The organism is Clostridium tertium, from assembly GCF_017873245.1.
In the GTDB taxonomy this organism is placed as follows: Bacteria; Bacillota; Clostridia; order Clostridiales; family Clostridiaceae; genus Clostridium; species Clostridium tertium.
The window spans coordinates 22,683-36,726 of the sequence record NZ_JAGGJY010000001.1 but is presented as its reverse complement, the minus strand read 5'-3'; the positions used below and the strand labels follow the sequence as shown (position 1 = coordinate 36,726).

The window sequence follows — 14,044 nt, the reverse complement described above, 5'->3', positions numbered from 1 at the left end:
AACTAATCCTCCTTTAACCATTTTGCAGCTTCTAATGCATAATAAGTTATTATCATATCTGAACCTGCTCTTTTCATTGAAAGAAGCATTTCTAAAACTACTCCTTTTTCATTGATAAGTCCTGCTTCAGCTGCAGATTTTACCATTGCAAATTCTCCACTAACATTATAAGCACAAATTGGTACATTTATTTTATCCTTTGCTCTTCTTATTATATCTAAGTATGACATAGCCGGCTTAACTATAATTATATCTGCACCTTCGTTTATGTCCCACTCTATTTCTCTTATTGCTTCATCTGAATTCGCAGGATCCATTTGATAAGTTTTTCTATCTCCAAATTGCGGTGCAGAATGAGCTGCTTCTCTAAATGGACCATAGAAAAATGATGAATACTTAGCAGCATAACTCATTATTGCTACATTTTCATATCCATTTTCATCTAACACATTTCTCATAAAAGCAATTCTTCCATCCATCATATCTGATGGTGCAACCATATGAGCTCCAGCCTTTGCATGTGATAAAGCTATCTTGCCTAATATCTCTAATGTTTTATCATTATCTACTTCACTTCCATTTAATATTCCACAATGTCCATGACTAGTATATTGACACATACATACATCTGTAATTACATATAATTTTTTTGAAAGTTCTCTTACTTTTCTTACAGCTTGTTGTACTATTCCATTGTCATTAAAACTTTCTGATCCACATTCATCTTTTTCATTTGGCAATCCAAATATAATTACACCTTTTATGTTAAGCCTTTCAACTTCACCTATTATTTCAGGCAGTCTATCTATTGACCAATGATAGTTACCCTTCATTGATGAAATTTCTTCTTTTTTATTTTCTCCTTCAACAACAAAAATAGGGAAAATTAAATCATTTGTACTTAATGTATTTTCTCTTACTAAATCCCTTATTGCTGCATTTGCTCTTAATCTTCTTCCCCTGTTGATCATTTTATTCACCTTTACTTTCTCGATATTTACTATATATTTCCATTATTTCATCTATAAATCCATCTTCAGAATGTTTTTTACACATATGTCCTTCTATGGTGTTTGATTTTAAAGCCTTATATGTTTGAGGGCCTATTGCAATATTAAACTTACTTTTAATTTCTTCTATACTAAACATATTTATCATATTATTTACTGTACTAGGACTAGTGTATAATATAAAATCAACTTCTTCAAATACTCTTTTATTTCTTATATCACCACAAACTGTATCATATGTATGTACTCTATCAACATATAAACCTAGTTTTTCAACTTCTTCTTTTAAATATTCTCTACTGCTAGAAGAACAAGGTATTAATACATTTTCCCCTTTAACTAAATGTGGCTCTAAAGCCTTAAATAAGCCTTCTCCAACAAATTCCCTTCCCATTATAAATGCTTGAATTCCTCTTGCTTCCAAAGCTTTTCTAGTTGCTTTACCGACTACCGAGAATTTAGCCTTAAGACTTCTTATATCTATTTTATTTTCTATAATATAGTCAAAAAACATATTAACACCATTTACTGAAGTTATTATTATATGATCATAATTACTTAATTTATCTTTAACATAATTTAGGTTTTCTTTAGTTTCTTGTATTTTTATAGAATTTATCTCTGTTACTTCTGCTCCTAAATTTCTAAGCTTTTTCTTTAATTTCGATGCTTGCTCTCGTGATCTTGTTACACATATATTAAGTCCAAAAAGAGGCTTCTTTTCATACCAATTTAGCTTATTATTTAGTTCCACAACATCTCCCATAACAATTATACAAGGAGACTTTAATTTAGCTTTTATTACTTTTTCTTCAATATCTATTAAAGTTCCAACTACTTTCTTTTGTTTTGAAGATGTTCCCCTCATTATTACTGCTACTTTAGTATTTACATCTCTACCATTATTTATTAGCTTTTCGATTATGATACCTAAATTATTCAAGCCCATCATAAAAACTAAGGTACCTTTTTCTTTAGATATTGCTTCCCAATTTATATTTAACGTACCTGCCGTCATCCCTGTAATTATATGAAAGCTTTGTGCCATTTCTCTTTGTGTTATAGGAATACCTGCATAATTCAATACTGATATTGGTGAGGTCACTCCTGGAACCACTTCAAATTCTATACCTCCTTCAACTAAAGAAAGTACTTCTTCTCCGCCTCTTCCAAAAACATAAGGATCTCCCCCTTTTATTCTTCCTACAGTATGACCTTCTTTAGCAAGTTTTACTAATGTTTCATTTATTTCATCTTGTGTTTTATAATGACACCCAGGTTCTTTACCACAATAATAAACTTCACAATCTTCTTTTAAATAGTTAAGTATATTATTTGAAACTAATCTATCATATAAAACAGCAGTACAATCTTTTAAAACCTCTACTGCCTTTAATGTTAATAATTCTTCATCTCCTGGTCCAGTACCAATTATATAAACCTTACTCATTTTCACTATCCTTCCAAAATCTTTTGTGCTAATTTAAATCCAAGCTCTATATTTTCACTCTTCTTGCCTAGGATATCCTTTTTAATTATTTTTCCACCTACATCAAAAGTACCTATCATATATAAATCATCATTTTTTATCTCAGAGTAAACACCTATTACACTATGACATCCTCCATTTAACTTTTTCATAAAACTTCTTTCAGCTTCTACCGCTATTCTAACTTCCTTGTTATCTAACTTCTTTAAATAATTGTTGTATTCACCATTTTTTAATGCTTCTATACCTAAAGCACCTTGCCCTATTGCAGGTAAAAATTCTTTAGGATCAAAATAATCTGTTATTATATCTTCCAATCCCAATCTTTTTATTCCTGCTGCTGCTAAAATTATCCCATCCATATTTTCTTTTTTCATCTTATCTAATCTTGTTTGGACATTCCCTCTTATTGGGACAACATTTAAATCACGTCTTATTTCTTTTAACATCGCAGCTCTTCTTATGCTACTTGTTCCAATAATAGCACCTTCTTTTAAATCCTGAAAATGAATACCATTGCTTGATACAAATACATCTCTAATATCATCTCTTTCAGGTATAGCCACTAACTCAAAATCTTCTGATAATTCAAAAGGCACATCTTTCATACTATGTACTGCTGCATGTGCTTCTTTATTTAAAAGTGCATATTCTATTTCTTTAACAAATAATCCTTTTCCACCTATTTTATCTAATGTTACATCTAGCCTTCTATCACCTTCTGTAATCACTAATAATTTTTTAGCATTTATATTATTTTTTTCTTTAATAAGTTCAATTACTTTATCAGCTTGCACTTGTGCTAACTTACTTTTTCTAGTTGCAATGATTAATTCCATAAAATATCTCCTATAAATTTTTATATATTTTATTTGATACTTCTTTTCCAAAAAACATATCTATTACTAATTTATCTTTTCCCTTTTCATATATGTATTTAAAATCCTCACTACATACAAACTTTATTATATCACCCTTGTTTTCTTTTAAAGATTTTGCCTGCTTCCTAATAAAAGATGAATAACCAATAAAATCATCATAATTTTTTAATAGCTCCGCTACTTTATCTGCTATCATAAGTGATCCCTTAGGATTTCCATGCTTTGTATTTATTGAAAAACTTATATTGTTTAGATTTCTTTGTACTGGTGCTACTGCCATTCCCTTTAGATGTTCAGAAGCAAATATGTATATTTTATACTCATCTTCACAATCTTTTTTTATTTCTAAATTTTTATTATAGTCATCTGTTGCTATTATTATTAAATGCTTATCTTTAATAAAATCCTTATAATATTCTCCCTTAATTAAGTTAATATCTTTTAACTTTGAAAACTCCTCAACAAAATCTAAAGATAAAACATCAACATTACAGCCTTTATATATAAAATTTTTGCCTTTTATATAACCAACCTTTCCTCCGCCAACTATCCCAATTCTTAATTTTTTAGACATTACAGAAAGATAAGTGTACTCTAAACATTCTTCAGGAATATCTTTTCTAGTATCTTTATACATTCTTCTCCTTGCCCCTTTAGTTGTTCTTCCTTTAAAACTTCTATTGCTCTATTAACATAATAATCTGATGTGCTCTTTATAAGTTTTTGAGCAATTTCTATATCTTTTTTATCATTACATTTATTCTTTAATGTAGTTTGCCTCTCTTTTATAACTTTAGAACTATTTTTTTTCATATCTTGTATAACAGGCGCTATATTTCTTATATCCTTCCAATTAAAGTATTCTTCTATATATGCATTTATAATATCTTTAAACTTTAGCATTCTTTCTTTTCTGAGCTTTTTGTTATCATCATCAATTGAACTTATATCATCAATATCATAAAGATTTACCCTTATATATTCCTTAACTTTTTCATCAATATCTCTTGGCAATGCTAAATCAAATATTATAATTTTATTTCCATTTTCTTTTATATGCTTTTTTTCTATGATTAAGTGTGGAGCAGACGTACAAGAAACTACACAGTCCATATCATTTATTATGTTTCTCCCATCTTCGTAATTCATTATATTAACTCTTTTATCTTCAATATCTTTGACACTTTCAACTTTTCTAACTACAATATTTAATTCCTTTATATCATTAGAAAGAGCATATTTAACAACTAGTTTTCCTACTTCTCCATATCCTATAACCATAATCCTCTTGGAATCATTTTTTATTGCTTCACTAATTGCAATTGATGCTGAAGAAACTGGAATTTCGTATAATTTTCCTTCTGTTCTAAACTTCTTCCCACAAGTTATTGCTTCTTGAAATAACCTTTGTAATTCATGTTTAACTGATCCTAATTCATCTGCTAAATGATATGCATCTTTGATTTGTCCGAGTATTTGATCTTCCCCTAATATTTTTGAATGAAATCCACAAACAACTTCCATCAAGTGTCTTACAGTTTCTTTTTCATTTAAATAAAAACAGTATTCTCTTAAATTAATATCCCAATTTAGTACTTCAAAAATCTTTTTTAATCCTTCTTCGCCTTTTAAAGAACCATTAAAATAAATTTCTGTTCTATTACAAGTACTAAGAATAACAACTTCATCAAAATATTTTAGTAACTCTTTTGAATATGCTTCTCTTTTTTTTTGAGATAAAGCTAATTTTTCTCTTATTTCTACTTCAGTATTCTTTTTAATCCCTAAAAGCTGAATCATAATTTTGCTCCTAAACCATCTTATTACTTCATTTATTTTTATAATAACCCTATTATACTCTTATTACAATTTTTTTGCACATTCCATATACTTAATATTTAAATTGAATTTAAGACCGCTATAACATAGCGGTCTTAAATTTTTCATTATATTAATTTTACATATTTAGCTAATACTTTGTCTAATAGATTATATTAATTTCATTTATAAGTATTTACCTATATTAATATTTTATTCCACTCCAATAGATATTATCTTTAAGTATAGCTTTATCTGAAAGTTCTACTCCTTCAAGAGCCCATTTCTTGAATTCCATAAATCCTGTTCTATCTACAATATATCCAATATGCTCTTTTCCACCTGGAGCATCTTTATCAATATATTGTTCAACATATTTATAAGTATTTAATATTATTTTTATAATACTTTCTTCATCCACCCATACTATAAAATCTTCAGCTAATCTTGGATTCTTCTTTCCTGTTCTACCCATTATAGCTAATCTATAATATTTCTCTTTACTTCTTGTCCATGCTCCTGTTGGACAATTTATAACACACTCTCCACAACCTATACACTTACTATGATCTCTTACTGGTCTATAGTTTTCAGGGTGTAATGCAGCTGTTGATTTTTTCTTACAGGCTCTAACACATGCACCACATGATATACACTTATCTCTATCAAATTGTGGCTCTGTCATTCCTATTATTCCAAAATCGTGCATTCTAGCTTTGATACAGTCATTAGGACAACCTGTTAATGCTATTTTAAAATGTAAATCATTAGGGAATATAGCTTTTTCTATCTTCTTTGCAAAGTTTGTAGTATTATAGTTTGCATATGGACAGACTTTATTACCTATACATGCTGATACGTTTCTTGTTCCCGCTGCTGTATATCCCTTTCCTGGGATTTCTTGATTTATTTCTAATCCTTCTATTATAGGTTGAAGGAGAATGTTAACTTCTTCTATGTCATTCATATCTATACCTGGAATTTCAAATCCTTGTCTTGTTGTTAAATGGACTGTTCCATCACCATATTTATCTGCAATTTCTTGGATTAATCCTAGGTATTCAGCCTTTAAGAATCCACCTGGAACTCTTATTCTTGAAGCTGTTATTCCTCTTCTTTTTGTAACTCTAAAGGCATTTTTTTTCAGCTTTTTAGTATTGATATCCATAGTGTCTCCTCCTAATCTATTAAATCTTTTCCTTTTGAATAATTAAATACAGGTCCATCTAAGCAAATATATGTATCGTCTATTCTACAGTGTCCGCATTTTCCGATTCCGCAACACATCTTTCTTTCTTGAGAAATCCATATATTTTCTTCCTTAATGCCAAGCTTTAAAAACTCTAATACAGTAAATTTCATCATCATAGGTGGTCCAACAACAACTACTTGTACATTTTCCTTATCTTTTATATCAAGCTCTGGAACATATTTTGTTACAAGTCCAACTTTTCCTTCGTAACCTTCTTTTGCTCCATCTACTGTTATTATAAGATTCATATTCTTTTCCCAAGCCTTTATATCTTCCTTAAACAGAATATCTTCTGGGGATTTAAATCCTGAAATAAGAGTGAATCCTTTTGTATCATTTTTATTTTCTGAGAAGTAATCTACAATTCCCTTAACTGGTGATAATCCTGTTCCTCCAGCAACAACAACTACTTCTTTGCCTTTATAGTTGTTAATATCAAATCCATTTCCATATGGACCTCTTAAAAACAGCTTGTCTCCAACATAATTATTAAATATTTCATCTGTTACCTTACCTACTCTTCTTATAGTTAAATCAACATAATTTTCACCTATTCCACTTACTGATATAGGAGCTTCCCCATACTTTGGAAGTGATACTTCAAAGAATTGTCCTGGTTTTACATCTCCCTTAAAAGCCATTCTAAAAGTATATTCTATTTCTGTATGCTTAATAACTTCTAATATTTCTGACATAAATGGTATATATTCGTTTGTACTCATATTACTTCACCTCTTCCATAGCCTTTTCTAATTTATTAACACAATTTGAGAATGAAATATATTCTGGACATGCATCATCACATCTTCCACAACCTACACACATATGATATCCCCATCTCTTTTTGTAATCATAAACCTTATGAAGAACTTTAAATCTCATTCTTTGTCCTTTTTCTTTTCTAAAACTATGTCCTCCAGCCATATCTGTATATCCATCAACTTGGCATGAAGCCCAAACTCTTCTTCTTTCTCCTGCTTTTCCATTATCTTTGTAGAATATATCTTGCATTGTGAAGCATGTACAAGTCGGACAGACAAAATTACATCTACCACAAGCTATACATCTTTCTGAATACTCATCCCATACCTTTGAATTCATAACTTTTAATTCTAAATTGTTTGGTATGTTAACTTTAATATCATTACTTTCAACAAAATCTGGAGTTACATTTATTGATTCATTATTTAATTTATTAAATACACCTTCTAATTCTTCATCTTTTATATCTAAATATACTTCTTTACCAGATTGTTTAACATATGCATTATATTCATCAGTTTTATTTGTTTCCATACTCACACAGAAGCAGTTTTCAAAGCTTTTTTCACATCCCATTAAAACAAACTTAGCTTTTTCTCTTAACTTTTTATAATATGGATCTTCAAATTTATTTCTTAAATAAATATCATCTATTCTTCTTAATGAATGCATATCACAACTTCTTAGAAAAATTAATATAGATTTTTCATCAACATTTGGTTCTTTTATTTCATCTTCTGTAAAGAAAAATACTGTTTGTGTTATTGGAAGTAAAACTTCCTTATATGAAAATTGTGATTTTTTATCAAATTCTATTTCTTCAATCTTTGATATCTCACCATATCTAACAATATCAGTATCTGAAAAAGTTCCCTTTCCTTCAAAAACCTTTGGTGCATATATCTTATATTTTTTTGATAGTTCTTTTAATCCCTTATTAAACTCTTCTACTTTAAGCTTATATCCCATCTTAAACACCTCTTAGTTTACTTTTTTCTTTCTAGATATTATGTAATAAGGTATTGCCATAAATACAATTCCTCCAACCATATTACCTAATGTTACCATTATAATATTATACGCATATCCACCTATACTTACAGCAGCACCAGCTGGTGAAAGTAATCCTATTGTTAATAAAGTCATATTTGCAACACTATGCTCAAACCCTGCTGTTATAAAAACAAATAAACACCAGAATATCATTATCAGCTTCGATGTTTCTTCTTTACATTTAAAGCTACACCATACAGCCAAACAAACTAACATATTACATAATATTCCTCTAAAAAATAAATCACTTACTGGTAAAGACATTTTAGTAGCACTAGTCTTTGCTATGAACTCTCCAACTGGACCATTAGCTAATCCAGCCATAAAAAACAACGTTCCTGCAAGTATTGAACCTGTTAAGTTTCCAATAAAACTTACTATCCAAACTTTAATAGTATCTAGCCAAGAAACCGTCTTATTTAATGATCCAACAGCCATCACAAAATTATTTCCTGTAAATAATTCAGACCCTGCAAAAATTACTAGACTTAAGGCAACTCCAAATGATAATCCCATAACAATTTTTGTTGCAGGTGAATTAGCCGAACTAAGTAACCCTCCGATTGTAAAAATTAACATAATACCTAATCCAACGTAGATACCTGCTAGCATTGAACTAATAAAATACCCTAGCTTATTAGTTTTTAAAAGTTCAACCTTTGCTTTAGCAGCAGATGCAACTTTATTAAACTCTTCATTGAACATCTTTTTCTCCTCTCGCAATTGTTATTATTATCACAATCTTTATGCTTAAATTATAAATGCTAATAAAAATAAAAACTGTGACTTTCATCACAGTTTTTATTTTTATTTTATTATGATATTCCCTTGAAAAATTTAGCTAATTTATCTTTATCTTTTATTTTTATTTTTTTCTTTTCATATATTATCAAATCATTTTCTTGAAGTATCTTTAAAGCTCTAGATATAGTTTCTCGTGGTGCTCCAAACATATCTGCTAAATAAGTTATACTTATGTTCATATCTATCACTGTTCCATCTTCAACTTCTATTCCGTAATCCTTAGATAACTTCCATAACTTTGCTGCTACCCTTTTTTCAACCTTTATAGGAGTGGAATTCTTTAACTGCCTATATAATCTTCTTACTTTTATACTTAATGATGAGATTACTATTTTAGTCAATTCAAAATCATTCATCATAATTTCTTGAAACTTCATTCTATCAAAAGATAGAACTTCTGCTTTTTCAAATACTTCACAGTTTATAGAGGCTGGCAAATCATCTAAAACTACTGCATTAAGTATAGATTCATTACCTAATATAAATATTATCTTTTTTTGAGCCGATTCATTTAATTTATAAAGTGCAACCTTTCCGCTATATACTATATAAACTTTATTAATTTCATCCTTGTCTCTAAATATATGGCTACCTTTTAAATAACACTTACTTTCTCCTAATTCAGATAGTGCATTTATTGTAGCCTGATCCAAACTATTAAATAACTCCATTCTTCCTAATTGACATTTTACTAACTCTTTCATATATACGCACCATTCCTATAATTAAAGTACTTATATTTAAACTATATATTAAATTTTACAAAAGTGCAAAAATAAAGGAGGAATCATCCCCCTTTATTTTTACCATGCTTTTTAATAATTATTATAACTTGTTATTCTTTTATTGATTTATTGACTATAACTATAAACCATATCATTGCAATTCCAATCATAGCATGTCCAAGTCCAGCTATATGACTTAATCCAGCAAAGTCTGTTCCTAACACTTGCATTATCCCTCTAGCTGTGAAAGTTCCTAAAACATATATTAATGATACATTATAAAGTACCAACCATTTTCTAAAATGTTTTATCTTCGATAATCCAAAATTTTTCTCTAAAAGTAAAACTAAAATAAAGAAAATAAATCCTAATGTTATTGAATGAGTATGTACAACTGATAATACAGTTTTTCCTTCAAATCCATTAAACTTTGTAAATTCTCTATAAAATACTCCCATTACTAACCCTAAAACTAAATAAAATGTTGCAAAATTAAAATATTTTTTCATATTATACCTCCTAATTTAATATAAATTGTTAATTAATAATAATTATATAATAAAGGCTATAGTCATAAATTTCAACCCTTATTAAATATATAAAAAATAATAAAGCTATAATGCTTTTTAAGCATTATAGCTTTATTATTTTAAAAACTATAGAGTTTTCCTAAATCTAAGTTTATATCTCCAGTTTTAAATACAATGGACGAATCTATTGAGTATATATTTTTATAGAATAAAATAATACTTTCTAAAGATTTCTGAACAGCAGAATATAAATCTAATGAATTCTCTTCTTCATCAATTTTACCTTTGCTTACTAAATTAATGAATTTTACATTTCTTGCTGTTGTAAGAGCCTCTAAAATTAAAATAACATTTATATAATTAATATTTACAAGATCGGTTATTTCATATTTATCCTCTCTCTTTAACTCATATAAATTATATATTACCTTAGGTTCTATAGATTTTAATAGTAATTTTAAGTACTCTATATTTCCATCAAATCTTATTACTGTTACATCTTTTTCTATATCGTTTATAATAGGAATTTCTTCGTTCTTCCTAAGTATTAAATAAACTTCTACATTATTTAATATAAGATATTTTACAAAATATATTAGAAAGTTATCTGAAGATCCAAATATAATTGCCCTATCTTTCATAAAATCCTCCGTATATATGCCTTTCTAAAATCATTATATTATTTTGTATAAAAAAAAGTGCCTTTATGAATTAACATGCACTTAACTCATAAAAGCAAAACTTATTTTATATTTAGTAACAATAATTACTTTATATTTTCTAATTTGAATGGAGTATTTTGATATACACAATAATTTAACCAATTACTAAAAACTATGTTTGCACTTCCTCTCCATCTGACGGTAGGAATTTCTTTTACATCATCTTTTGGAAAATAATTTTGGGGAATCTCTATTTTAATTCCTTTATTGTAATCTCTTAAATACTCATTCTTTAATGTATCTCTATCATATTCTAAATGACCAGTAATAAATATTTGTCTTTTATCTTTTGTAGCAATTATAAATACACCAGCTTCTTCTGACTCTGCTAATATTTCTAATTCTTTAACCTTATTTATATCTTTCTTTAATGTAGTAGTATGCCTTGAATGTGGTGCATAAAAAATATCGTCTAACCCTCTTGTTAAATCCTCATTAATCTTATTCACCTCGTGAGAAAATACTCCAAATATTTTCTTTTCTAAAGGCTTTTTATTTATATTGTAGTGATAATATAGTGCTGCTTGAGCTCCCCAACATATGTGTAATGTAGAAAAAACATTTACTTTGCTCCACTCCATTATTTCTTTTAGTTCATTCCAATATGATACATCCTCAAATTCCATAGTTTCAACAGGTGCCCCAGTTATTATTAACCCATCAAACTTTTTCTCTTTTACTTCCTCAAAATAATTATAAAACTTTTCTAAATGCTCTATTGGTGTATTTTGAGAAGTATATGTTTTGGTTTGTATCAATGTTATTTCTACTTGAATTGGAGTATTAGATAAATATCTAAGCAATTGATTTTCAGCCTGAATCTTTATTGGCATTAAATTTAAAATTGCTATTTTTAAAGGTCTTATATCTTGTGTTTCTGCTCTTTCAATATTCATTACAAATATATTTTCATTAGATAGAACATTGTATGCTGGAAGCTGTACTGGAATTTTTATTGGCAAATATACCCCCTCCTTATAAAAATATTAAATCATAAAATACAATAGTTTAAAAGTTCATTAGTTCTTTATTTATAGATAAATAAATTTATATTTTATACAGATTTCCCTTTGACAGCTTGTACTTCATTGCATATAATATATAAAAATAACCTTCCTATAAGCTTGATAATATGGTTCGGGCGTATCTACTATACTACCGTAAATAGTATAACTAAGAAGTTTTAATCCAGGTGAGGTTGTTTATTATTATATTTAAATATACTCAGAGGTGGATTTATGAATAAAAAAGATTTTATATCTCAAATTAAGGCTTCAAGTAAAGCCGAAATATGTGACTTAGTTATTAATAATATAACTATTGTTGACGTATTTCAAAACAATTCTTTTATAGATAATGTAGCTATAAAAAATGGAGTTATTGTTGGCTTTGGTGATTATGACGGGACAGTGGAAATTGATGGTACTGGTAAATTTATTTGTCCTAGTCTTATAGATGCTCATGCTCATATTGAATCTTCACTGGTAACTCCAAAAGAATATTATAAAGCTGCATTATTACATGGAATCACATCTATAGTTATTGACCCTCACGAAATTGCTAATGTACTAGGAGATAAAGGTATCAAACTTATCATGTACCTTGCTAAAGATACACCATTTGATTTTTACTTTATGCTTCCTTCATGCGTTCCAGCTACTTCTTTTGAAACTTCTGGAGCTGTATTAGGAAGTTCAGATTTACACCCAGTATATAAAGAAGCTAATGTATTAGGACTTGCTGAAGTTATGAATTTTCCTGAAGTTATAAATTGTTCTGATGATATGATTAATAAGCTTTGGGATGCAAAATCAAATGGTTTTATAATTGATGGGCATTGTGCCGGCTTTACAAATGATATGCTTAATGTTTATTCAACAGCAAATATAGTTACTGATCATGAATCGCATTTAGCTGAAGAAGTTGTTCAACGACTACGAAGAGGCATGTATGTTCACATTAGAGAAGGATCTGTTGCAAAAAACCTAAAGGAATTAATAAAAGCTGCTTCGATTTCTAATAGTAGAAGAATTTGTTTTTGCACAGATGATAAGCATATTGATGATTTAATAAAAAACGGAAGTATTGACAGTTCTATAAAAATGGCTATTTCTTATGGTCTATCCCCTGAAACAGCTATTCAAATGTGTACATTAAATCCTGCAGAATGCTATAACCTAAAATACAAAGGAGCCATTGCGCCAGGATATATAGCTGACTTTTTAATACTAGATGATTTATCTAATTTCAAAATTAATTCAGTTTATAAAAATGGAACATTAGTAGTAGAAGAAAATAGAGTAGTATATAATAAATCTGATACACAATATGAATTCCCTAAATTAAACAACATCAATACAAGAAAAATTACTTGCAAAGATTTAGAAATAGATATAGACGAAAAATCAATACTTAATGTAATTGAAATTAATCCAAATAAACTTGAAAGTAATCATATAAAAGTTGATATAAGCACTTTAAATAATGCAAAAATCTTTCAATCAGATACAAGTTTAGATTTATTAAAGATAGCTGTAATTGAAAGACATAAAAATACTGGTAATATTGGTCTTGGAGTAATAAAAGGACTCAATTTGAAATTTGGAGCAATTGCTACAACTGTTGCTCATGATTCTCATAATTTAATAACATGTGGAACATCTGATGAAGAAATATTATTTGCAGTAGAAGAACTAAAAAAAATAAATGGTGGAATTATAGTTGTTAAAGATAAAAAGGTATTAGCATCAATTCAACTAGAAATTGCAGGATTAATAACCTCAAGAAAATCGCAAGAAGTTGTTGATGATCTTGAAAAACTTCACTTAGCTATTAAAGAAGTTGCTCCAGATATCAACTTCAACCCATTTTTAACTCTATCCTTCTTATCACTCCCAGTTATTCCAGAACTAAAAATAACTGATAAAGGATTATTTGATGTAAGTAAATTTAAATTTATAGATAATGCTTATTAATATTTTTTTAAATTACAAAAATA

14 protein-coding genes and 1 riboswitch are annotated in these 14,044 nt (G+C 28.2%); of the genes, 1 reads left to right on the top strand and 13 read right to left on the bottom strand.

Features of this window, described 5'->3' with window-relative positions; genetic code table 11:
• Window positions 1–2: 2 nt before the first annotated feature.
• From hemB to metA, 13 genes are all read right to left on the bottom strand, one after another.
• Window positions 3–971: a porphobilinogen synthase gene (gene hemB, locus J2Z25_RS00195; RefSeq protein ID WP_142691017.1), complete on the bottom strand. Its 969-nt coding sequence runs from the start codon at window positions 969–971 to the stop codon at window positions 3–5.
• A gap of 1 nt (window position 972) precedes the next feature.
• Window positions 973–2,460, bottom strand: a complete 1,488-nt coding sequence (gene cobA, locus J2Z25_RS00190) for a uroporphyrinogen-III C-methyltransferase (protein ID WP_209737452.1) — start codon at window positions 2,458–2,460, stop codon at window positions 973–975.
• A gap of 5 nt (window positions 2,461–2,465) precedes the next feature.
• Window positions 2,466–3,338 (bottom strand): hydroxymethylbilane synthase, encoded by an 873-nt coding sequence (gene hemC, locus J2Z25_RS00185; protein ID WP_209737449.1) that lies wholly within the window; start codon window positions 3,336–3,338, stop codon window positions 2,466–2,468.
• A 10-nt stretch (window positions 3,339–3,348) separates the two neighbouring features.
• A complete protein-coding gene (locus J2Z25_RS00180) occupies window positions 3,349–4,017 on the bottom strand; it encodes an NAD(P)-dependent oxidoreductase (RefSeq protein WP_209737447.1) in 669 nt (222 codons plus the stop codon).
• A complete protein-coding gene (gene hemA / locus J2Z25_RS00175) occupies window positions 3,975–5,180 on the bottom strand; it encodes a glutamyl-tRNA reductase (RefSeq protein WP_209737445.1) in 1,206 nt (401 codons plus the stop codon). The genes J2Z25_RS00180 and hemA overlap by 43 nt, the downstream gene beginning before the upstream one ends.
• Before the next feature lie 223 nt (window positions 5,181–5,403).
• On the bottom strand, window positions 5,404–6,366 hold the full coding sequence (gene asrC, locus J2Z25_RS00170; protein ID WP_209737443.1) for a sulfite reductase subunit C: 963 nt from the start codon (window positions 6,364–6,366) through the stop codon (window positions 5,404–5,406).
• A gap of 11 nt (window positions 6,367–6,377) precedes the next feature.
• A complete protein-coding gene (gene asrB, locus J2Z25_RS00165; protein WP_209737441.1) occupies window positions 6,378–7,172 on the bottom strand; it encodes an anaerobic sulfite reductase subunit AsrB in 795 nt (264 codons plus the stop codon).
• Window position 7,173: 1 nt separating this feature from the next.
• Entirely contained in the window at window positions 7,174–8,181 is a 1,008-nt protein-coding gene (gene asrA / locus J2Z25_RS00160; protein WP_008677864.1) for an anaerobic sulfite reductase subunit AsrA, read from the bottom strand.
• A gap of 12 nt (window positions 8,182–8,193) precedes the next feature.
• Window positions 8,194–8,970: a formate/nitrite transporter family protein gene (locus J2Z25_RS00155; RefSeq protein WP_209737439.1), complete on the bottom strand. Its 777-nt coding sequence runs from the start codon at window positions 8,968–8,970 to the stop codon at window positions 8,194–8,196.
• 110 nt (window positions 8,971–9,080) lie between these two features.
• Window positions 9,081–9,773: a Crp/Fnr family transcriptional regulator gene (locus tag J2Z25_RS00150; RefSeq protein ID WP_209737437.1), complete on the bottom strand. Its 693-nt coding sequence runs from the start codon at window positions 9,771–9,773 to the stop codon at window positions 9,081–9,083.
• Between the two features lie 131 nt (window positions 9,774–9,904).
• Window positions 9,905–10,303 carry a DUF2871 domain-containing protein gene (locus tag J2Z25_RS00145; protein ID WP_209737435.1) on the bottom strand — a complete coding sequence of 133 codons (399 nt, stop codon included), beginning with the start codon at window positions 10,301–10,303 and terminating at the stop codon, window positions 9,905–9,907.
• Window positions 10,304–10,443: 140 nt separating this feature from the next.
• A complete protein-coding gene (locus J2Z25_RS00140) occupies window positions 10,444–10,965 on the bottom strand; it encodes an NAD-dependent dehydratase (RefSeq protein WP_209737433.1) in 522 nt (173 codons plus the stop codon).
• A 125-nt stretch (window positions 10,966–11,090) separates the two neighbouring features.
• Window positions 11,091–12,008 (bottom strand): homoserine O-acetyltransferase MetA, encoded by a 918-nt coding sequence (gene metA / locus J2Z25_RS00135; protein WP_209737431.1) that lies wholly within the window; start codon window positions 12,006–12,008, stop codon window positions 11,091–11,093.
• Between the two features lie 132 nt (window positions 12,009–12,140).
• A riboswitch (purine riboswitch) is annotated at window positions 12,141–12,242 on the top strand.
• Between the two features lie 42 nt (window positions 12,243–12,284).
• Between metA and ade the strand changes: the two genes are divergently transcribed.
• Window positions 12,285–14,021 carry an adenine deaminase gene (ade, locus tag J2Z25_RS00130; RefSeq protein WP_209737429.1) on the top strand — a complete coding sequence of 579 codons (1,737 nt, stop codon included), beginning with the start codon at window positions 12,285–12,287 and terminating at the stop codon, window positions 14,019–14,021.
• The last annotated feature ends 23 nt before the right edge of the window (window positions 14,022–14,044 follow it).